Genomic DNA, 20345 nt, shown 5'->3' on the forward strand with positions numbered 1-20345 from the left:
CGCGGAACGGGGTGAGTTCGACCTCGGAGTCCTCCCCACCGGCGTGGGGGTGTTCCGGCCACGGCCGTTGACATCGAGAGCACGCCGCAGTCCTCCCCATCGGCGTGGGGGTGTCCCGGCGCGACCCGCCTCAACGTGGAGGCGTAGCGGCCCTCCCCATCGGCGTGGGGGTGGTCCGACCACCGTGATGCTCGGCATGACACGGTCCGTGTCGTCCCCACCGGCGTGGGGGTGTTCCGGCCCGCGAGGCCCTGGTGAAGACTCGGGAGCGAACTGTCTCCGCGTTCGCGGCCCTGGGCGACTCTGCCTCCCGGGCCTACTACGACAAGAAGCCAGGGCAAGCACCACGCCCAGGCCCTGCTCTGCCTCGCCAGACGGCGGGCAGACGTCCTCTTCGCGATGCTCCGCGACGGCACCTTCTACGAACCTCAGCCCGCCAGATCAGCCTGGAGAATCAAGAATTCGCCTGGCCTCGCCCCACAAAGAGCTCGAACTCCTCCGCAGAGATCTCGGATGCCTGCGGCGGGTCCTGCCAGCCATCCAGTACGGCCTCGGCCAGGACGCCGTAGTGCCGTTCATAGCTGCCCATGGCCGCGCGATCGGCATGATCACGCAAGTGCAGCACCTCTTCCAAAGAGGCAGCCATCACCGGCCCTGATTCCTTTCCCCGAACCTCAACGTGACGCGCCGCCCAGCCTCGTCATCGGCCTCGAAGTACAGCCACAGATCTTCGTCCTCGTAGTAGGTACGGAACCAGGTCGTCATGCGCCCATCCTCACCCACCAGCAGCCCGCATCACCTTGACCAAACAGATAGGGGCACCCCCCAGAAGATCACCTGGTCAGCGCTGGGTGCTCCGCAAGGAGTGCACCCCGCGAGGCAGTTCCGTTCAATTCCTTGCGGCTGGCGCTGATCAGGCGGTAGATCTCGCGAGCCACGTACCGCTTCAAGCAGCGGATGATCTCCCGCCGGGTCCTCCCCTCGGTCACGCGTCGCTCGTAATACGTCTGAGTCCGTGAGTCCCAGCGCAACCGTGACAGCACGATGCGATGAAGCGCAGCGTTCGCCTGCCGGTGGCCGCCGCGGTTGAGCCGGCGGTGCTGCCGGCTGCCCGATGAGTACTCGACGGGGCTTGCCCCGCACAAGGCCGCGAAGGACGCCTCACCTCGCATGCGCGCGCTGTTGTCTCCCAGGACCATCAGCAGCACTGCCGCGCTATGGGGGCCGACTCCGAGCGCCTCGAGTAGGCGAGGATAGTGCGTTACGATCACGCCTTCCAGGCGCTGTTCCAGCAGTAGAGCCTGCACCCTCAGTTGCTCGATGCGCTCAGCTAACACGCGTAACGTGAATCGGGTTGCCCGTACCAGCGGATCCGTCTCCTCGTCGCCTTCGCGTAACTGCAGGCAGGCCAGGATGAGCGCTCGGCGCTTCAGACTCCGCAACTCCTCGCGCAGGACTGGGTCTGCGGTAACCAGGATGGCTCGCAGCTGGTTCATTGCTTGCCGTTTGGCACGTGCGGCAGAGTCCTTGGCCATCACATACATGCGTGCGATCTCGATAGGCCCTTTGCCTGTGTTGACCGGGAACTGCGCGCGGCCACTGAGCACGGAGCGGGCAGCAGCGACTGCGTCGCCCTCATCCGACTTGCTGCGCCGGCGCCGGGCCGAGCGACCCGGGCCAGGAGCCTCCACAACCTCTATGCCTGCAGACAGCAGATGCCGAGACAGCGCCGCCCCGTAGTTTCCGGAACTCTCCACCCCCGCCCGGTGGACCACACCCCATCCACAGGCCCACTCGACAAGGTCCCGATAGCCACTTGCCGTGGTAGGAAAGCGCTCAGTAGCCAGGGCTTGCCCCAGCATCGACACCACTGCCGCCACGTGGACGTCACGATGCGAATCGACCCCGAGCACCACCTCACCTGCATTAGCAGCGTGGTCCGCGGCTTGGTGAAAGTCTGACGGTTCGATCGTTCATTCACCCCCGTCGGCCCACGCACAAGCCTCGCCGCTGGCCCGGAAAGCGGTCGCAGATGACACTGTGCAGAGAACGCCCGCATAGCAGAGCTCTAGACACGCTCGCCCGGACCAGCGTCCGAGCCCACTGCCTCGGCCCGAGTCGACACAGGATCGTTAGGACACCTTGGTCAAAACCGTCAGGAGCCAGTCCGCGGTGCAGGAGCAGTGCTAGACGTCATGCTTCCCGAGGGCGACCGCTCCAATCTCAGCATGCCACCAGGCGCCGCAGAAGTTCCTTCAGCGCATTTCAACGCGCCCCGCGTGAATGCCGGCAGGCTTGTCCGTGCCACTGGCTGGCCCTCACCAAGGGGAAGGACCCCCGAGCCGCGTAGCGCTTACGGGAGCGGACAATCACACGCCGGATTTCCCCCTCCTGCAACCGTTGCACGCAACAGCCCTGCATCCTTGCGTCGACCCGAGGAGAGGGAACGCGAAGCGACGGGGTAGCCCAACGGCCGGACGATCACTCCCGGTTCAGGCGGCGGTACTGCTGGCGCCCCGAAGTTCACTCCGTCGGACTGTCCCGCGCAGCGAGCAAGCAATGCGTTACCGTCCGAACGTTCCAGGTCGCCACCCATGTCCCCCGTGCCACACAAAGCGGGCACGCACGCCAGAACGCGGAACAGAGATGACCGCAAGTCCGACGACCAGATACTCCGCCACGCCACGCGTGAGACGAAGACTGCAATGAAAGCGGGGCAGCCCTCAACTTCATGCAGCACGCCGATTAGCGCCTGGAACCGCTGAGGTTGTCGTACCCCCACAAAGAGCTGGCCAGTGGCGCAGCGCACCACCAGCTCTCCGCGCGCTTAAATGATCTCACCTCCACCAGGGGTCAGCATTCAGGTCGGCGGTTCATCACCGGCAGGGGCAACTAGGTGCGTCCTACCTGCAAGCCAACGGACCTGACGGCCCGTCAGAAAGGTCAGCATTGGGTCAGCATTCGGTCTGCCAAGCTCTGCCACAGAAGATCAAACCCTGGACCGAGAAACCCCTCTGCAGCACCCGGCTCCAGGCGCTGCACAACATCGTGGCCCCCTAGTCGCCGCCCTGCGCCCAGATCCCTTCGGATCTCGAGCCGGGCAGACATTCGCCCAGCTCAGCGCACACGACCCCGCGGTTTCAGCGGTCCCGTCGGCATCTCCGGGGCGGGCAGCGGATCTCCGTCATACCCCTTCACCTCACCGAACCGGGCCCCGGTCATCCAGTCCGAACGGGCCTGTGCGATATCATCGTTCGACCGCCCGATGAAGTTCCACCACATGACCAGCTCCTCGTCGAACGGCTCACCGCCAAGGAGCATCAGGCCCGCGTCCGACTCGGCGTGCAGCGGCAGTTCGGTGCGTCCGCAGCCCAGGTACAGCATCGAGCCCGGCAGTACGGGGACGCCGTCCACCCGGGTCTCGCCGGACATGCACAGAACGGCGTACTCGAAGTCGGGGTTCAGCGGGAGGCGTACGTCGGCGTCGCGGGTCAGGGTGAGGTCGGCGCCGACGATCGGGGTGTAGGTCGTGCCGGGCGAGGTGGTGCCGTCGACCGTGCCCAGGATGAGGGTCGCCGTCAGACCGGGGGCCGTGACCAGGGGCAGCTCGGCGTGGTGCTCGAAGCGCGGGTCGGTGTTGCGGTGGACGTCGGGCAGTGCCACCCACAACTGGGCGCCGTGCAGGAGGCGGGCGTGCGATCTGGGGCTCTCCTCGGAGTGCGAGATCGCTCTGCCCGAGGTCATCAGGCCCAGTTCGCGGGGGCGGATCGTCTGGAGGCTGCCCGTGGAGTCACGGTGCAGGACCTCGCCGTCGTGCAGCCAACTGACCGTCTGCAGGCCCATGTGCGGGTGGGGGCCCACCTGCATGCCGGGTTCGTCGGCGATGTCGTCCGGGCCGTAGTGATCAACGAAGCACCAGGCACCGACCATGCGGCGACCCAGGTTGGGCAGCAGGCGGCGGACCTCCGTGGACTCGCCGAGCTTGACCTTTTTGGGGCTGAGGAGTTCCCGGACCGGTTCGGCGACGACGAACCCGCGCCCGCCGCACAGGGACGGGACCGGCTCGCGATCAAGATTGCTCATGCCGCACAACCTAGACCCGTGGAGCACCTGCCGTCAGGGCACGCGCTCCGGCTCATTCCGGAGGAACCGCCGCACCAGTGCCGTAGCGGTGGAAAGGGGCAGCGGAACGGTCGGCGGAAGTGGTTAGTGGAATTTTTAACTATCTGGGGTCGTTGGAGCGCTCGAAGGAGGCAACAGTGGACACGACGTACTACGACCACGGAACCGCGGCGGAGCGCTGGGAGCGCGCGCGGCAGTTCTTCGACGCCAAGGAGTACGCCACGGCGGCGCGCATCCTCGACGCCCTGGCCGACGAGGTGCCCGAGCAGGTCGCCCCGCGTCTGCTCCTTGCCCGTGCCTACTACCACTCGGCGCAACTGCGGCGAGCGGAGACCGAGTTGCGGGCGGTCATCGAGCTCGACCCCGTCGAGCAGTACGCCCGGCTGCTCCTCGGCCGCACGCTCGAGCGGCAGGGGCGTGACGCGGACGCGGCCCCGCACCTGCGGATGGCCGCGGCCCTCTCGGGGGACTTCGCGGAGGCCTGATCCCCGGGCCGGGACCGGCAGCAGATGGACCGGTCACGCTCTCCCAGGGCGCCGATGGCAGCGGCCATCGGCGCCCTGGCCGTATCTCCGGGCCCAGCCCGTCACACCCACACCGCATCCGCCAACGCGACACCCACGAAGACCGCCCCGAGCGCCGCGACCACACTGGCCACGACATTGGCCGCCGCGTAGAACCGGGCACCGCCCTCGGAGAGCCGCAGCGTCTCGTACGAGAAGGTCGAGTACGTCGTCAGGGCGCCGCACAGGCCGGTGCCGAGGAACAGCTGGGTGTGGGAGGAGGCGGCGCCCGCGACGGTCGCGCCGGTGAGCACGCCGAGGATCAGGCTGCCCGCCACGTTGACCGTGAACGTCCCCCACGGGAAGACGGTGTCATGCCTGGCCTGCACGGCACGGTCGGTGAGGAACCGCAGCGGGGCGCCGATCATCGCGCCCGCGATCACACAGATCCAGTTCACCGGCTCTCCCTGTTCCGGCCGGTCACGGTCGCCTCCACGCCACGACCCGGCGCGTCGCCCACGCCGCGCTCCACACCGCCGCGAGGGCCGTGAGCAGCGTCAGTCCGAGATAGGCCAGGCCCGTGCGGACGTGGCCGCCTTCCACCAGGCGCTCGATGTCCACCGCGTAGGTGGAGAACGTGGTGAAGCCGCCGAGCACGCCGGTGCCGAAGAAGGGCCGCAAAAGGCGGTGCGGCGTCCGCACCTCGGTGATGATCACCATGAAGACGCCCATGACGGCGCATCCGATGACGTTCACGAGGAGCGTCGCCGCCGGAAAGACGTCGGGGGCGGTGGGCCAGATCAGGGACGCGCCGTAGCGGGCGGACGCGCCGATCGCGCCGCCGACGGCCACGACCGCCACCACGGGCCACACGCCGTACTCCCTCACCTGAATCACCTGTACGGAATCAAGAGACCGCCGCTGAAGATCGCCCTCAGGCTAGCCGCCCGCCGGTGTGTCCCGCAGACCGAGGCGCAGGTGCTCGACGTGGAAGAGTGCCTGGTCGAGGAGTTCGGCGACGTGGTGGTCGTAGAGGGCGTAGATGACGGAGCGGCCGTGCCGTTCGCCGGTGATCAGGCCGAGGTTGCGCAGCAGGCGCAACTGGTGGGAGCAGGCCGACTGCTCCATGCCGACCGCCTCGGCCAGGTCTCCGGCCGCGCAGGGGCCCTCCTGCAGGCGGGCGAGGATCAGCAGCCGTGAGGGCGTCGCCAGGGCCTGGAGGGTGGCGGCGACATCGGCGGCCCCCACGCTGTCCAGGCGTTCACGCGTGGTGGCACTGCTCTTGTCGTCGACTCCGTGGCCCATGGCGTCATCCTAGCGATGCCGTCATGACGCATGAAAATCTGTTCATTCATTCCTGTACGGTGTGGGCGTTGCCGCTTCCCAGCCCGTGAAGGGTTCCTTCGCCATGCCCACTGCCCTGCTCCCCCGCTCCGACCAGAGGCCCTCCACCGGCCCCGCGTCGGCTCCACGCCGCCGCACCCGCCTGCTCGCCCTTACCGAGGCCCGCTGGGCGGCGACGGCAACGGCCGCGTTCCTTGTCGCGCTGCCGCTCCAGCTGGCGGGGGCAGCTTCCTGGACGTGGGGTGCGCTGTACGCCGTCGCGTACGTCGCCGGAGGCTGGGAACCCGCGCTCGCCGGGCTGAGTGCGCTGCGCGAGAAGACCTTGGACGTGGACCTGCTGATGATCGTCGCGGCTATCGGCGCCGCCTCGATCGGGCAGGTGATGGACGGGGCGCTGCTCATCGTCATCTTCGCCACGTCCGGCGCGCTCGAGGCCCTTGCCACCGCCCGTACCGCCGACTCGGTACGCGGCCTCCTCGACCTCGCGCCCACCACGGCCACGCGGCTGGCCGAAGGGGACGGTGACGGAGGCGGTGAAGAGACGGTCGACACGGCCGAGTTGAGGGTCGGTGACATCGTCCTCGTACGGCCTGGTGAGCGTGTCGGAGCCGACGGCGAGGTGCTCGATGGCTCCAGTGACGTCGATCAGGCGACGATCACCGGGGAGCCGTTGCCGGTCGCCAAGGAGGCCGGGGCCGAGGTGTTCGCGGGGACGCTGAACGGGGCGGGTGCGCTGCGGGTGCGGGTCGGGCGTGACGCGGCGGACTCGGTGATCGCGCGGATCGTGGCGATGGTCGAGGAGGCGTCACGGACCAAGGCGCCGACGCAGCTGTTCATCGAGAAGGTCGAGCAGCGGTACTCGCTCGGCATGGTCGTCGCGACGCTCGCCGTGTTCACCGTGCCGCTGGCGCTCGGCGACGACCTGACCGGGGCCCTGCTGCGGGCGATGACGTTCATGATCGTTGCCTCGCCGTGCGCGGTGGTGCTCGCCACCATGCCGCCGCTCCTTTCGGCGATCGCGAACGCGGGGCGGCACGGCGTCCTGGTCAAGTCCGCCGTCGTGATGGAGCGCCTGGGGCAGGTCGACGCGGTCGCCCTCGACAAGACGGGCACCCTGACCGAGGGAACTCCGCGGGTGACCGCCGTCCACGCACTTCCCGGCAGCGGCCTGAGCGACGACACCCTCCTCGCGCTCGCGGCAGCCGCCGAGCACCGCAGCGAACACCCCCTGGCCCGCGCTGTCGTGGGCGCGGCGCGCGCTCGCGGCATGGACATCGCTCCGGTGACGGACTTCGCCTCGGCGCCGGGTGTCGGGGTGAGCGCCACGGTCGGGGGCGCCACCGTCGAGGTGGGGGCTCCGGCACGGCTGCTCGGCACCCCGCCCGGCAGCGAAGCCCGTGACACGGCGAGCGCGGATGTCCTCGCATACGCACAGCAGTTGGGCGACGGCGGCCAGACCGCCGTGCTCGTGCTGCGCGACGGGATCCCCGTGGGCGTTCTCGGCATCGCCGACCGCCTCCGCCCGGACGCCGCGGCGACCGTCACCGCCCTGGAGTCCTTGACCGGCAGGGCTCCGATGCTGCTCACCGGCGACAACGCGCAGGCCGCGGTCCGGCTCGCGACGGAGGTCGGCATCGATGACGTACGGGCCGGGCTGCTTCCGCAGGACAAGGTCGCGGCGGTGCGCGAGGCGGAGGGCGCAGGACGCAGGGTCCTGGTCATCGGGGACGGCGTCAACGACGCGCCCGCCCTCGCCGCGGCCCACACCGGCATCGCGATGGGCCGGGCCGGTTCCGACCTGGCCCTGGAGACCGCGGACGCCGTCATCGTGCGGGACGAACTCGCCACCGTACCGAAGGTGATCGCCCTGTCCCGGCGCGCCCGCGGACTCGTGGTGCAGAACCTGGTGATCGCCGGGGCGTTCATCGCCGTCCTGGTCACCTGGGACCTCGTCGGCAGCCTGCCGCTGCCCCTCGGCGTGCTCGGCCACGAGGGCTCCACCGTGATCGTGGGGCTCAACGGGCTGCGGCTGCTGCGGGACGCGGCGTGGCGGGACGCGGGGGTCTGAGCGGGCGGCCACTCCGCGGCCTTCGGACACTGGCTCCACAAGACACCGGGGTCCATCACCACAATGGGTGATGGACCCCGGTGTCTTGTGGCAGGGCGCCGCCGAGCGCCGTACCGGCTACGCCCCGCGATAGGTCTCGAGGAGCCGCAGCCACACCTCGCTGATCGTGGGATAGGCCGGGACCGCGTGCCACAACCGGTCGATCGGCACCTCGCCCGCGATCGCCACCGTCGCCGAGTGGATGAGCTCGCCGACGCCGGGGCCCACGAAGGTCACGCCGAGCAGGACCTCCCGGTCGAGGTCGACGATCATGCGGGCGCGGCCCTCGTAGCCGTCCGCGTAGAGGCCCGCGCCCGCCACGCCCGACATGTCGTAGTCCACGGCGCGCACGCGGTGGCCCGCGGATTCCGCCTCCGCAAGGGTGAGGCCCGCCGATGACGCCTCCGGGTCGGTGAAGACCACCTGGGGTACGGCGTCGAGGTCGGCGGTGGCGGAGTGCGCGCCCCACCGGTCGGTCTCCAGAAGGGGGACGTCCTGGGCGCGGGCGGCGATCGCGGCGCCCGCGATGCGGGCCTGGTACTTGCCCTGGTGGGTGAGGAGCGCGCGGTGGTTGGCGTCGCCCACCGCGTAGAGCCAGGTGCTGCCCCGCACCCGCAGGCTCTCGTCGACCGACAGCCACGAGCCCGGCTCCAGGCCGATCGTCTCCAGCCCGAGGTCGTCGGTGCGCGGGGCGCGGCCCGTGGCGAAGAGAATCTCGTCGGCTTCGAGGGTGTCGCCACCGGTCAGGGTGGCCGTGACCGTGCCGTTCTCCCTCTGTACGGCGGTGACCGAGACGCCGGTGCGGACCTCCGCGCCCGCTTCCCGCAGCGCCTTGGCGACAAGCTCCCCGGCGAACGGCTCCATGCGCGGCAGCAGACCGTCGCCGCGCACGAGCAGCGTGACCTGCGAGCCGAGCGCCTGCCAGGCGGTGGCCATCTCCACGGCGACGACACCGCCGCCGACCACCGCGAGCCGGCCGGGCACATGGTCCGCGCTGGTGGCCTCACGGCTCGTCCACGGCTTCACGTCGGCGATGCCCGGCAGGCCGGGCAGTGCGGCGCGGGTTCCTGTGCACACCGCGACCGCGTGACGGGCGGTGAGCGCCTGCTCGGTTCCGTCGGAGCCCGTGACGGTCACCTGGCGTGCTCCGGCGATGCGGCCGTGGCCGCGGTACAGGGTTACGCCGATCGACTCCAGCCAGCTGACCTGGCCGTCGTCCTTCCAGTGCGAGGTGTAGTCGTCCCGGTGCGCGAGAACCGCTGCCGCGTCGAGGGGTCCCTGCACCGACTGGCGCAGTCCGGGCACCTTGCGGGCGTCCGCCCGGGCGATGACCGGGCGCAGCAGCGCCTTGCTGGGCATGCACGCCCAGTACGAGCATTCGCCCCCGACGAGTTCACTCTCCACGATCGCCACGCTCAGACCACCCGCGCGGGCCCGGTCCGCGACGTTCTCCCCCACGGGACCCGCACCGAGCACCACTACGTCGTACGTCTTCGAATCCGTCATGAAAGACAGTGTGGTCGCAGGTGTGCGGCGTGGCCACATGGGTACGCGCGCGGAACGAGCTTGGGTGAGCGCGTGGAATACGTCTGCCGCCCGAGCCGTTGTGCACAACGGCTTCGACTGACAGCAGGAAGAGGGAAACACCATGACCAGCACGACTGTGGAGCTCACCAAGGAAAACTTCGACCAGACGGTCACGGACAACGAGTTTGTCCTGATCGACTTCTGGGCGGAGTGGTGCGGTCCGTGCAAGTCGTTCGCGCCCGTCTACGAGAAGGCCGCCGAAGGCAACCCCGACATGGTCTTCGGCAAGGTGGACACGGAGGCACAGCCTGAGCTCGCTCAGGCTTTCGGCATCCAGTCGATCCCGACGCTGATGATCGTCCGCGATCAGGTGGCCGTGTTCGCACAGCCCGGCGCGCTGCCGGAGGCCGCCCTGGAGGACGTCATCGGGCAGGCCAGGCAGCTGGACATGGACGAGGTCCGCAAGTCCGTCGCCGAGGAGCAGGCCAAGACTCAGGCGCAGGAACAGTAAGAAAGACGGAACAGCAGGAAGACCCCTGAACAGAGAGGGTCAGCTGGACTCGCGGTGCACCGCCGTCGCACCGAGCACGTCGTGCACCTCGGGCTCCATGCCCGGGTCACGCACGACCCGGTCGACGAGCGCTGCGAGTTTCTGACCCGACGGCAGCTCGATGCGGACCGTGCTGAGCCGCGGCCGCAGGAGCCTGCCGAGCATCAAGTCGTCGGCGCCGATCATCGCCGTCTCCTCGGGGACGGCGATGCCTGCGTCCTGCAGCGCCCGCATCAGCAGCATCGCGTACTCGTCGTTGTACGTGAACACCCCGTCGACGCCAAGGGTGCGCCAGCGCGCCGCCAGGCGGGCCGCCGACTCCTCGTCGTAGGCGAGGGGCAGCTCGGTCATCGTGGCGTCGGGGCCGTGCTGAGCGAGTGCGCGGCGAATTCCTTCGGCGCGCGGGCGTGCGAACGGCTCAAGGCCCCGTTCCTCGGGAATCACGACGCCGATGTGCCGACGGCCGCGCTCCAGGAGGTGAGCCGCGGCGCAGTCGCCCACAAGGCGCTGGTCCATGAGCAGCGCGTGGGCGCCCTCGGCCCGCTGTGGGCCCAGGGTGAAGACGGCCTTGGCACCCGACCGCTTCAGGACGCTGACTCCGCGCGCGCCGAGCCCCGACGCGTCGGGGGCGAGGACGGCCACCGGGCGCAGCTCGGCCCAGGCGCGGGCCGCCTCCTCGCCGGTCAGGCCGAGGCTGCCGTACTGCACGACGGTGTAGTCGAACCGGCTGAGCGCCCACTGCAGCTCGTTGAAGAACTCGCTGAAGAGCGGGCCCACCGGGATCTGCGCCGTGGGCATCAGGACGACACGGGTGTGCCCGGCGCGCAGGCTGCGGGCCGCGGCGTGCGGGACGTACCCGAGTTCCTTGGCGGCCTCGTGGACGCGGCGGCGCGTGGGCTCGCTGATGCGGACGGCGCTCGTGTTGTTCAGGACGTACGAGACGGTCGCGCGCGAGACCCCCGCAAGACGCGCCACGTCGGCGCTCGTCGGCACGGAGTACTGCTCGGGCTGCTGTGCGGTCTTGTTCGGTATCTGCACCATGGCGTGGCTCATCTTTCCAGACGGCGCGGGGCCGCTGCCTGGCGGGCGCCGGAGCGCCCCTGACCTGCGTGGGAGCGCTCCCGGCCGCTATGTGCGGCGCGAACTGCCCTGCCCTCGTACCGTGTTACTCCCACGCCGGTTAGCGTGCGTGCACCTGCCCGTCGATCAAAGGTGCCCCCACATGACTGCCGACCGTGCCGATGGGCTCGCGCGCACCGCACGCGCGCTGGCCGATGGAGAAGTGTCCTCAACGGCGCTGACGGAGCGCACACTGGCGCGGATCGAGGCCTCGCAGCCCGTGCTCAACGCCTTCAAACTGCTGCGTGCCGAGGCCGCGCTCGCCGAAGCGGACGCCGCCGACCGGGAGTTGGCGTCCGGCGGGTCCGGGCAGTCCCAGGACCGGCCGCTGCTCGGCGTGCCGCTCGCCGTGAAGGACGACACCGACATGGCGGGCGAGCCGACCGCGTTCGGCTGCCGTGGCGACTTCCCGCCGAAGGAGGAGGACGCCGAATCGGTACGACGGCTGCGGGCGGCCGGAGCCGTGATCGTCGGCAAGACCAACACATGTGAGCTGGGGCAGTGGCCCTTCACGGAGGGGCCCGGGTTCGGTGACACCCGCAATCCGTGGCACACGGGGCACACCCCCGGCGGCTCGTCGGGTGGCTCGGCGGCCGCGGTCGCAGCGGGGCTCGTCCCCGCCGCGCTCGGCTCGGACGGCGCGGGCTCGGTGCGCATCCCCGCCGCCTGGACCCATCTGGTCGGGATCAAGCCGCAGCGCGGCCGCATCTCGACGTGGCCCTGGCCCGAGTCCTTCAACGGCATCACCGTCAACGGCCCGCTCGCGAGGACCGTCGCCGACGCGGCCCTGCTCCTGGACGCGGCGAGCGGCAACCACAGCGGTGACCTGCACAAGCCGCCCGCCATCCGGGCCGCGGACGCGGCGACCCGCGACCCCGGGCGGCTGCGGATAGCCCTCTCCCTGCGCATGCCGTTCACCGCGACCCCCAAGCGTCTGCATCCCGTGGTGCGCCGGAAGGTCATCGTCCTCGCGGACCGGCTCGCCGCGCTCGGACACGACATCGAGGAGGCCGACCCGCGCTACGGCCAGATCGGTCTCGGCTTCCTGCCGCGCGCCACGGCGGGTATCACCGAATGGGCCCGCGAGGTCCCCGACCCGCACCTGCTCGACCCGCGGACCAAGGAGGCGGCCCGCCTGGGACGCCTCCTCGGCGGCGCGCCGCTGCGCCTGTCCCGCCGCGCCGAAGCCGTCCTGCACCGCCGTGTCGGCGCGATCTTCTCGACGTACGACGTCGTCCTCACGCCCACCACCGCCACTCCCCCGCCGCGCATCGGCACGATGGCCGCCCTCAGCGGCTGGCGCACCGACCAGGCGATGATCGCCGCCTGCCCCTACGCGTGGACGTGGAACGTCCTTGGCTGGCCCGGCGTCAACGTGCCCGCTGGTCAGGTGGGCGACGGCCTGCCGGTCGGCGCGCAACTCCTCGGGCCCGCGGGCAGCGAGCCGCTCCTGATATCCCTTGCCGCCCAGTTGGAGGCGGACCAGCGCTGGTACGAGCGGTGGCCGACGGCTGCCGCATGACGCGTGGCACATGGCCCGGGCCAGTGGATCATCAGGCGGACCCGCCCCGCGCGTTGGACCGGACAGGTTCTACGGTGTCCCGCGTGACTGCCAATACCGAAGACCCGCAGATGAACGCGCACCCGGGGCGCACGGGCCGCACCGCGACCACCGAGGCCGAGCCGCGCGAGGTCGGCCAGGTCCAGACGACGTACGCCCCCGCCCACGACGGCGATCCCGACCCCGGCGAGATCGTCTGGACATGGGTTCCCTACGAGGAGAACGACGGGCGCGGCAAGGACCGTCCCGTTCTCGTCGTCGCCCGCGAGGCGCGCGGCACGCTGCTCGCCGTGCAGCTCTCCAGCAAGCAGCACGCGAACGACAGGGAGTGGGTGCCGATCGGGAGCGGTCCCTGGGACCGCGAGGGCCGCGAATCCTGGGTCGACATCGACCGGGTCCTTCGCGTGCACGACGAGGGCATGCGCCGCGAGGCGTGCGCGCTCGACCGGATGCGGTTCAACCTGGTCGTGCGGCGGCTCCAGGAGCGCTACGGCTGGCGATGAGCGCTAGGGCACCGGCCGGCCACTGGGCAGGGGCTGAGCCGCGCCCCTGAACCCCGCGCCGAACGCCTCCTCGAAGGCGGCCCGCGTCACCGCGCCGCGCGTGCGGTCGAGCACCCCGAAGACGATGTGCTCGAAGTACCCGTGGAACCGGCCGCCTTCGTCGAGCAGCGCCCGGAACGCGCCCGCCACCTGCGCGGGGTCGTTCTGGAAAACTCCGCAGCCCCACGCACCGAGCACGAGCCGCCGGTAGCCACAGGCCACGGCGGTCTCCAGAACCCGCTCCGCCCGCCCCGCGAGGGCGGCCGGAAGATGATCGGCGCGCTCCGGGGCCTGCCGCAGGACGACTCCCGCGTTCGGCGCCGCCGAGGTCAGGAAGCCGACCCTGTACGCCTCGTCGAGGAGCCGTCCCCGGTCGTCGCGGAAGACCGGCACGGCCGGGGAGTGGATCACCCGGTCGCTGTAGAAGGGATCGCGGTGGGCGCGGTGGTGGTCGTAGAACTCGCGGGCCGATCGCACGCACGTGTACAGCGCCGACGCGCGGCACAGCGCCTCTTCCTGCGCCTGGGCGCCGTTCAGATAGCCGCCGCCGGGATTGCGCGCGGAGGAGAAGTTCAGGACGGCTACGGGGCCCGTGTCCGCCGCCGTGAGCCGGTGCGCGGCCTCCAAGCTGCTCTCGCCGCTGACCTCGACTACCGTGAGGATCAGCTCGGGCGGCGTCACGCCCGTCACGTCCGTCACGACCGTCACGTCAACGGGCGCCGGACCGAACATCCGCGTGCCGGAGCGCGCGGCGTCCACCGCATCCGCGATCACCACATCGCGGCCACCCGGAGCGGCATACCACCCTGCCGCCACGATCTCCTCGGTCTGCTGCGCGATGCCACGCAATCGCGCACTCATGCTCGCTCCCCCGCCCCGAAGTCTGCTCTGTTCCCCGTCTCGCACATGAACGCATCGTGAGCTCTTCCCGACGTCCGTCGCAACAGAATTCCCTGGCATGGACTTGGCACCAGGGGCACTCTTGTGCGAACGGCCGACAAGGTCTTGGGTAGGACGAGCGCTGCCAACTCGGTCAACCCCATATCGAGTTGACCGGGTGGTCCGCAACCGCTGGACCAGGCAGAAATTGAACTGGAGGACCCCTGCATGCCCGAGGGTGACTGTACGAAGTACCGCGCGAAGTACGGCACGGCGGTATCCGAGTCCGAGGCGGAGGCGCTGGTCACCGGCATCTGCTTCAAGACCGGACCACCGCGTATCACCGGTGTCGAACTGGAATGGCTGATCCACGAGCCGCACCGGCTCCATCTGCCCGTGTCCCCCGCCCGCCTCGAAGCGGCATATGCCGCACTGCGGGCCCTGCCCCTGCACTCCCTGATCACCGTCGAACCAGGCGGCCAGCTGGAGCTCAGCTCGCTCCCCGCCGCCTCGCTCATGGAGTGCGTGTCCGACGTATCGGCCGATCTCGCTCTCGTACGCGATCGCCTCGCCACCCTGAATCTGACGCTCACCGGACTCGGTGCCGATCCCTGGCGCCCGCCGTCCCGCATCCTGCACCGGCCGCGCTACGACGCGATGGAGAGCTATCTCGACCGCGCGGGCCCCGCGGGCCGCCGCATGATGTGCTCCACCGCCTCTGTGCAGATCTGCCTGGACGCGGGGCACGAGGAGCCGGGCCCGCTCGGCTACGGCAGACGGTGGCGGCTCGCGCATCTGCTCGGTCCCGTACTGGTCGCCGCGTTCGCCAACTCGCCGGTCCAGGACGGGCGTTCCACCGGATGGCGCTCCACGCGGCAGGCCGTGTGGGCGTCGATCGATCCGGGCACGTCCGGTGCGCCGTCGCTGGACCCCGAGCCGCGGGCGGCCTGGACGCGGCACGTGATGGACGCGCCGGTGATGTTCATCAGAGCGCAGGGCGAGGGGAACGAAGCGCCCTGGACCGTCCCGGAGGGGCTGACCTTCCGTACCTGGGCCCGCTCGGGCGCGCCGCGCCCGCCGACACACGATGACCTCGAACATCACCTGACCACCCTCTTCCCGCCCGTACGCCCGCGCGGCCATCTGGAGATGCGGATGGTCGACGCCCAGTCGGGTGCGAACGGCTGGATCGTGCCGCTCGCCCTGACGAGCGCGCTGTTCGACGACCCGCAGGCGGCCGAGACCGCCTACCGCGCCCTGAAGCCGCTGGCCGAGCGCGCGTGCCCGCCCGGTGCGCCCGCGGCGCCGCGCAGCCCGCTGTGGCTGGACGCGGCGCGGCACGGGCTCGCCGACCCGGAGCTTCGCGAGGCCGCTGCCGCCTGTTTCGCCGCGGCGGCCGACGCGCTGCCCCGGATGGGCGCGAGCGCCGAGGTGCAAGGAGTGGTCGCCGCGTACGCCGAGCGGTATGTCGCGCGGGGCCGCTGCCCGGCTGACGACCTGCTCGACGGGCACAGGGACGGCCACCACTACGACCACGAGCACGAGAAGGGCATCCTCCGATGACTCCTCCGACGACCGGAACCGTCAGCGACCCCGATGCGCTTCGCCGACGCGCCCTGGCGGCGCTCCTGGCCGCCAGGGACCGCACCTCGCTCCTCACCACCTGCGTCGAGGAACCCGAACTGACCGCACAGCACTCACCGTTGATGTCGCCGCTGGTCTGGGACCTGGCGCACATCGGCAACCAGGAAGAGATGTGGCTGCTGCGTGCGGTGGCGGGCCGTGACGCCATGCGGCCCGAGATCGACGGCCTGTACGACGCCTTCGAGCACCCGCGTTCCGAGCGGCCGAGCCTGCCGCTGCTCTCGCCCGCCGAAGCCCGCCGATACGCGGCCGAGGTGCGGGGGCGCGCACTGGACGTACTGGAGAGCACGCCCTTCCGCGGTTCGCCGCTGACCGACGCGGGTTTCGCGTTCGGCATGATCGCGCAGCACGAACAGCAGCACGACGAGACGATGCTGATCACCCATCAGCTGCGCTCGGGCCCCACGGCGCTCACGGCTCAGGACCCCGCGCCCGCGCCGCCGTTCAACGGACCGGCCGAAGTTCTCGTGCCGGGCGGCCCGTTCACCATGGGCACGTCCACCGAGCCGTGGGCACTCGACAACGAGCGCCCGGCCCACCACCGCCTGGTCCCGCCGTTCTTCATCGACACGACGCCGGTGACCAACGCCGACTTCCAGCGCTTCATCGCCGACGGCGGCTATGCGGAGCAGCGGTGGTGGACCCCGGCGGGCTGGGACATGGTCCGCGGCAACGAACTCTCGGCGCCGCTCTTCTGGCGCCGCGAAGCCGGCCAGTGGCTGCGCCGCCACTTCGGGACCGTCGAAGTCGTACCGCCCCACGAGCCGGTGCTGCACGTCAGCTGGTACGAGGCGGACGCGTACGCGCGCTGGGCCGGGCGGCGTCTGCCCAGCGAGGAGGAGTGGGAGAAGGCCGCCCGGCACGACCCGGCGAGCGACCGCTCGATGCGCTACCCGTGGGGCGACGCGGACCCCACACCCGAGCGCGCCAACCTGGGCCAGCGCCATCTCCGCCCGGCCCCCGCCGGCAGCTATCCGGCCGGTGAATCCCCCCTCGGCGTACGCCAGTTGATCGGCGACGTATGGGAGTGGACGTCGAGCGACTTCCTGCCCTATCCCGGGTTCTCCGTCTTTCCCTACCCCGAGTACTCAGAGGTCTTCTTCGGCGGCGACTACAAGGTGCTGCGCGGCGGTGCCTTCTCCGTGGACGAGGTGGCCTGCCGGGGCACGTTCCGCAACTGGGACCATCCGATGCGGCGGCAGATCTTCTCCGGGTTCCGCACCGCGCGCGACGCGGACCCGACGGAGACCGTCTGATGTGCCGTCACCTGGCTTTCCTGGGCCCCGAAGAGCCCCTCGGGAAGCTCCTCGTGGACCCCGTGCACAGCCTGTTCCGGCAGTCCTGGGCGCCGCGGCAGCAGCGCTACGGCACGGTCAACGCCGATGGGTTCGGGGTGGGCTGGTACGCCGACGGCGACCCCGTGCCCGCGCGCTACCGCCGCTCCGGGCCGATCTGGGGCGACCAGTCCTTCGCGGACCTCGCCCGGGTCGTCCGGTCCGGGGCCCTGCTCGCCGCCGTGCGCGACGCGACCGAGGGGGGCGCGGACGGGGAAGCGGCGGCGGCGCCGTTCTCCGCCGGTACCTGGTTGTTCAGCCACAACGGCGCGGTCACGGGCTGGCCCCGGTCGCTCGCCTCCGTGGCACGGCTCCTGCCGCCCGCCGAGCTGCTGTCCCTGGAGGCGCGCTGCGACTCCGCGCTTGTGTGGGCGCTCGTCCTGCACCGGCTGCAGAGCGGCGACGACGAGGGCCAGGCCCTCGCGGACACCGTGACCGAGGTCGCAGAGGCGGCTCCCGGATCGCGCCTCAACCTCCTGCTCACCAACGGCGAGACGATCGTGGCGACCGCCTGGGGCGACACCCTCTGGTATCTCACCGAACCGGGCCGCCGCACCGTCGTGGCCTCCGAGCCCTACGACGACGATCCACACTGGCGCCAGGTGCCCGACCGCACGCTGCTCGCCGCCAGCCGTACCGATGTTCTGCTGACCCCGCTCAAGGAGCCCACCGCGTGAGCCCGTTCCAGCTGACCCGCACCCTGCCCTTGGACGCCACCGACGCCGCCCTGCGCGCCGACGTCCTGCAAGGCCTCACCCGCTCGCCCAAAACGCTGCCGCCCAAGTGGTTCTACGACGCGCGGGGCAGCGCGCTCTTCGACGAGATCACCACGCTCCCGGAGTACTACCCCACGCGCGCCGAGCGCGAGATCCTGCAGACCCGTGCCGCGGAGATCGCCGGGGTGACGGGCGCACGCACGCTGATCGAGCTGGGTTCGGGCTCATCGGAGAAGACACGGCACCTGATCGACGCCCTTCCCGACCTGCACACGTACGTCCCCGTGGACGTGAGCGAGAGCGCGCTCACCGGCGCCGCGAACGCGCTGATCGCCTCGCGCCCCTCCCTGAACGTGCACGCCCTCATCGCCGACTTCACCCGCGGCCTCGCCCTGCCCGGCACTCCGGGCCCGCGCCTCGTCGCCTTCCTCGGCGGCACGATCGGCAACCTCCTTCCGGCGGAGCGCTCGGCGTTCCTGACGTCGGTACGCACCCTGCTCTCCCCCGGTGACGCGCTGCTGCTCGGCACGGACCTGGTGAAGGAAGAGTCGGTGCTCGTCTCGGCGTACGACGACGGGTCGGGCGTCACGGCCGCCTTCAACAAGAACGTCCTGAGCGTGATCAACCGCGAGCTCGGCGCGGACTTCGACCCCGACGCGTTCTCGCACGTGGCCGTCTGGGACCGCGAGCAGCAGTGGATCGAAATGCGCCTGCGCTCACTGGCCGCCCAGACGGTGAAGATTCCGGCGCTCGACCTGGCGGTCGACTTCGAACGCCACGAGGAGATGCGCACCGAGATCTCGGCGAAGTTCCGGGAGGAGGGTGTGCGGTCCGAACTGTCGTCGGCGGACTTGAAGCTGACCCACTGGTGGACGGACGAGAGGGCGCGCTTCGCGCTGTCGCTCAGCGTGGCGCGCTGACCCTCCACGACGCCCCTCACGACCCGCGGACATCCAGCTCCCGGGTGATCCGGCGCGAGGCCGCCTTCGCCTCCGTCGCCGGGTCACCCCCGTCGAGGACCTTCGACATGTACTTCTTGATCGGGTTGTCCGCCTCCACCGCGGCCCACTGCGGCGAGGCCGGTGTCGCCCGGCCCCGTGCGGCGCCGGCGGCCATCGCGGCGACCCCCTCCTCGTCCGAGACGAGCGAGGCCAGAGTCGTCTTGTTCGGCACGTAGTTCATGGTCCGCGCCAGGTCCTTCTGCCACTTCTTGCTCACGAGAGCCTCGATCACGGCGACCGCGCTCTTGCGGTCGTCGGTCTTCCCGCGCACGACGAGGTCGGATCCGCCGGTGAAGACGGCGCCCGGCTTCGCCGCCGTCTTGCCCGGGACCGGGAAGAAGCCGAGCTTCCCCTTCAGTTCGGGGTTCTTCTCCTCGATGGCCCGCGCCGTACCCGGCACGGCGACGATCTGCGCCACGTCACCCTTGGCGAACACCCCGGCCTGCGGCGGATGCTCCTCGTCCGCGTCCCGGGGGCCCTCGCCCAACGCCTGCAACTCCTGGTAGAACTCCATCCCCCGCAGCGCGTCGGGCGAGTGCAGGCTGCCCTCCCACACACCTCGCGACCCCTTGGCCTCCGTGGCAAGCTCGCCGCCCTCGTCCCAGATGAACCCGGCCAGGGTGTACCAGTCCTGGCCCGCCAGGTAGATCCCCTGGTCGGTGCCGGAGTCGAGCCGCCGTGTATCGGCGATCCACTGTGCGCGCGTCTTCGGCGGCTGCTCGATCCCGGCCCGCTCGAAAAGATCCTTGTTGTAGATGACCACGCGGTTGGCGGCGTACCAAGGGATGCCGTACTGGCTGCCGTTGTACCGGCCCGGCTCGGCGAGGCCCGGCAGCCAGTCCTTCATGCCGAGGTCGCGCGCGGACTCCAGGGTGAGGTCGTAGAGCCCGCCCTCGTCGACGTACTGGGCGACCTGGGTGTTGCCGACCTCGATGACATCGGGCCCGTTCTCGTCCTTCAGCGCGGTCTTGACCTTGTCGCCGATGCCGGTCCATTCCTGGAGGCGTATCTCCAGGTCGATGCCGCTGTTCTGGTTCTCGAAGTCCGTGGTGAAGCGCTTGATGAACTCCGCCGACGCGCTGCCCCGCATGAGCCACACGGTGACGGTCCGCTTCTCCTCCCCCGTGCCCGGCAGGGCACCGCAGCCGGGAAGCAGCGCGGTGGCGGCGATGGCGAGGGACAGGGACATGGCGACACGGCGGCTCGGTTTCACGTGGGTCACTTTCTTCCTGCGGACAGGGAAGGTCGGCCCGACGTGGGGGATGAGCTCTCAGCTCAAACGGGTATGGCTGGATTTTGGTCTGTACCAATGGGTCGGTCAAGGGGGGACCGGCACCGGATTCGAAGATTCCGGTGCCGGTCCCTGATGAGGAATCAGCTGAGGGGCCAGCTGGGG

Annotated in this window: 19 protein-coding genes and 1 pseudogene; 10 read left to right on the top strand and 10 right to left on the bottom strand. The window is 70.5% G+C overall.

The window, feature by feature from the left end; genetic code table 11:
- Positions 1-224: 224 nt before the first annotated feature.
- Positions 225-438 (top strand): annotated as a pseudogene (locus tag ACFQ7F_RS14080) (IS110 family transposase); the annotation flags it as partial.
- A 16-nt stretch (positions 439-454) separates the two neighbouring features.
- Here ACFQ7F_RS14080 and ACFQ7F_RS14085 read toward each other — a convergent pair.
- From ACFQ7F_RS14085 to ACFQ7F_RS14095, 3 genes are all read right to left on the bottom strand, one after another.
- Positions 455-646: a hypothetical protein gene (locus ACFQ7F_RS14085; protein ID WP_383270155.1), complete on the bottom strand. Its 192-nt coding sequence runs from the start codon at positions 644-646 to the stop codon at positions 455-457.
- Positions 647-833: 187 nt separating this feature from the next.
- Positions 834-1913: an IS110 family transposase gene (locus tag ACFQ7F_RS14090; protein ID WP_383270156.1), complete on the bottom strand. Its 1080-nt coding sequence runs from the start codon at positions 1911-1913 to the stop codon at positions 834-836.
- Between the two features lie 1204 nt (positions 1914-3117).
- Positions 3118-4083, bottom strand: a complete 966-nt coding sequence (locus tag ACFQ7F_RS14095; RefSeq protein ID WP_383270158.1) for a pirin family protein — start codon at positions 4081-4083, stop codon at positions 3118-3120.
- A 176-nt stretch (positions 4084-4259) separates the two neighbouring features.
- On the opposite strand from ACFQ7F_RS14095, the gene ACFQ7F_RS14100 reads away from it, so the two are divergent.
- On the top strand, positions 4260-4607 hold the full coding sequence (locus ACFQ7F_RS14100) for a tetratricopeptide repeat protein (RefSeq protein ID WP_383270160.1): 348 nt from the start codon (positions 4260-4262) through the stop codon (positions 4605-4607).
- A gap of 101 nt (positions 4608-4708) precedes the next feature.
- Here ACFQ7F_RS14100 and crcB (ACFQ7F_RS14105) read toward each other — a convergent pair whose 3' ends face one another.
- The 3 genes from crcB (ACFQ7F_RS14105) to ACFQ7F_RS14115 are packed head-to-tail and all read right to left on the bottom strand — an operon-like array spanning position 4709 to position 5930.
- Positions 4709-5083, bottom strand: a complete 375-nt coding sequence (crcB, locus tag ACFQ7F_RS14105; protein ID WP_383270162.1) for a fluoride efflux transporter CrcB — start codon at positions 5081-5083, stop codon at positions 4709-4711.
- A 22-nt stretch (positions 5084-5105) separates the two neighbouring features.
- Entirely contained in the window at positions 5106-5513 is a 408-nt protein-coding gene (gene crcB / locus ACFQ7F_RS14110; protein ID WP_383270163.1) for a fluoride efflux transporter CrcB, read from the bottom strand.
- A gap of 51 nt (positions 5514-5564) precedes the next feature.
- Entirely contained in the window at positions 5565-5930 is a 366-nt protein-coding gene (locus ACFQ7F_RS14115) for an ArsR/SmtB family transcription factor (protein ID WP_383270165.1), read from the bottom strand.
- 103 nt (positions 5931-6033) lie between these two features.
- Between ACFQ7F_RS14115 and ACFQ7F_RS14120 the strand changes: the two genes are divergently transcribed.
- Positions 6034-8037 (top strand): heavy metal translocating P-type ATPase, encoded by a 2004-nt coding sequence (locus tag ACFQ7F_RS14120; protein ID WP_383270166.1) that lies wholly within the window; start codon positions 6034-6036, stop codon positions 8035-8037.
- A 117-nt stretch (positions 8038-8154) separates the two neighbouring features.
- Here the strand turns inward: ACFQ7F_RS14120 and ACFQ7F_RS14125 are convergent, their stop codons facing one another.
- Positions 8155-9582 carry a dihydrolipoyl dehydrogenase family protein gene (locus ACFQ7F_RS14125; protein ID WP_383270168.1) on the bottom strand — a complete coding sequence of 476 codons (1428 nt, stop codon included), beginning with the start codon at positions 9580-9582 and terminating at the stop codon, positions 8155-8157.
- A gap of 142 nt (positions 9583-9724) precedes the next feature.
- Here ACFQ7F_RS14125 and trxA point away from each other — a divergent pair, with 142 nt between their 5' ends.
- Positions 9725-10114 carry a thioredoxin gene (gene trxA / locus ACFQ7F_RS14130; protein WP_383270170.1) on the top strand — a complete coding sequence of 130 codons (390 nt, stop codon included), beginning with the start codon at positions 9725-9727 and terminating at the stop codon, positions 10112-10114.
- 39 nt (positions 10115-10153) lie between these two features.
- Here the strand turns inward: trxA and ACFQ7F_RS14135 are convergent, their stop codons facing one another.
- Positions 10154-11194 carry a LacI family DNA-binding transcriptional regulator gene (locus ACFQ7F_RS14135; protein ID WP_383270172.1) on the bottom strand — a complete coding sequence of 347 codons (1041 nt, stop codon included), beginning with the start codon at positions 11192-11194 and terminating at the stop codon, positions 10154-10156.
- Between the two features lie 181 nt (positions 11195-11375).
- On the opposite strand from ACFQ7F_RS14135, the gene ACFQ7F_RS14140 reads away from it, so the two are divergent.
- Together ACFQ7F_RS14140 and ACFQ7F_RS14145 are read left to right on the top strand one after the other, a co-directional pair.
- Positions 11376-12794 carry an amidase gene (locus ACFQ7F_RS14140; RefSeq protein ID WP_383270174.1) on the top strand — a complete coding sequence of 473 codons (1419 nt, stop codon included), beginning with the start codon at positions 11376-11378 and terminating at the stop codon, positions 12792-12794.
- A 110-nt stretch (positions 12795-12904) separates the two neighbouring features.
- A complete protein-coding gene (locus ACFQ7F_RS14145) occupies positions 12905-13336 on the top strand; it encodes a type II toxin-antitoxin system PemK/MazF family toxin (protein ID WP_383270198.1) in 432 nt (143 codons plus the stop codon).
- 3 nt (positions 13337-13339) lie between these two features.
- Here the strand turns inward: ACFQ7F_RS14145 and ACFQ7F_RS14150 are convergent, their stop codons facing one another.
- Complete coding sequence (locus tag ACFQ7F_RS14150; protein ID WP_383270175.1) at positions 13340-14236, bottom strand: TIGR02452 family protein; 897 nt, start codon at positions 14234-14236, stop codon at positions 13340-13342.
- A 246-nt stretch (positions 14237-14482) separates the two neighbouring features.
- Between ACFQ7F_RS14150 and egtA the strand changes: the two genes are divergently transcribed.
- From egtA to egtD, 4 genes are read left to right on the top strand one after another with little or no spacing between them, the layout of a single operon-like run.
- Positions 14483-15817 (top strand): ergothioneine biosynthesis glutamate--cysteine ligase EgtA, encoded by a 1335-nt coding sequence (gene egtA / locus ACFQ7F_RS14155; protein WP_383270177.1) that lies wholly within the window; start codon positions 14483-14485, stop codon positions 15815-15817.
- Positions 15814-17154 carry an ergothioneine biosynthesis protein EgtB gene (egtB, locus tag ACFQ7F_RS14160; protein WP_383270178.1) on the top strand — a complete coding sequence of 447 codons (1341 nt, stop codon included), beginning with the start codon at positions 15814-15816 and terminating at the stop codon, positions 17152-17154. Before egtA ends, egtB begins: the two co-directional genes overlap by 4 nt.
- Positions 17154-17909, top strand: coding sequence for an ergothioneine biosynthesis protein EgtC (egtC, locus tag ACFQ7F_RS14165; protein WP_383270180.1), 756 nt, complete (start codon positions 17154-17156; stop codon positions 17907-17909). Before egtB ends, egtC begins: the two co-directional genes overlap by 1 nt.
- Positions 17906-18868, top strand: a complete 963-nt coding sequence (gene egtD, locus ACFQ7F_RS14170) for an L-histidine N(alpha)-methyltransferase (RefSeq protein ID WP_383270182.1) — start codon at positions 17906-17908, stop codon at positions 18866-18868. Before egtC ends, egtD begins: the two co-directional genes overlap by 4 nt.
- A gap of 16 nt (positions 18869-18884) precedes the next feature.
- On the opposite strand, the gene ACFQ7F_RS14175 is transcribed toward egtD, so the two are convergent.
- Positions 18885-20138: an extracellular solute-binding protein gene (locus ACFQ7F_RS14175; protein ID WP_383270199.1), complete on the bottom strand. Its 1254-nt coding sequence runs from the start codon at positions 20136-20138 to the stop codon at positions 18885-18887.
- Between the last annotated feature and the right edge of the window lie 207 nt (positions 20139-20345).

The organism is Streptomyces sp. NPDC056486 (assembly GCF_042795295.1).
Lineage (GTDB): Bacteria > Actinomycetota > Actinomycetes > Streptomycetales > Streptomycetaceae > Streptomyces.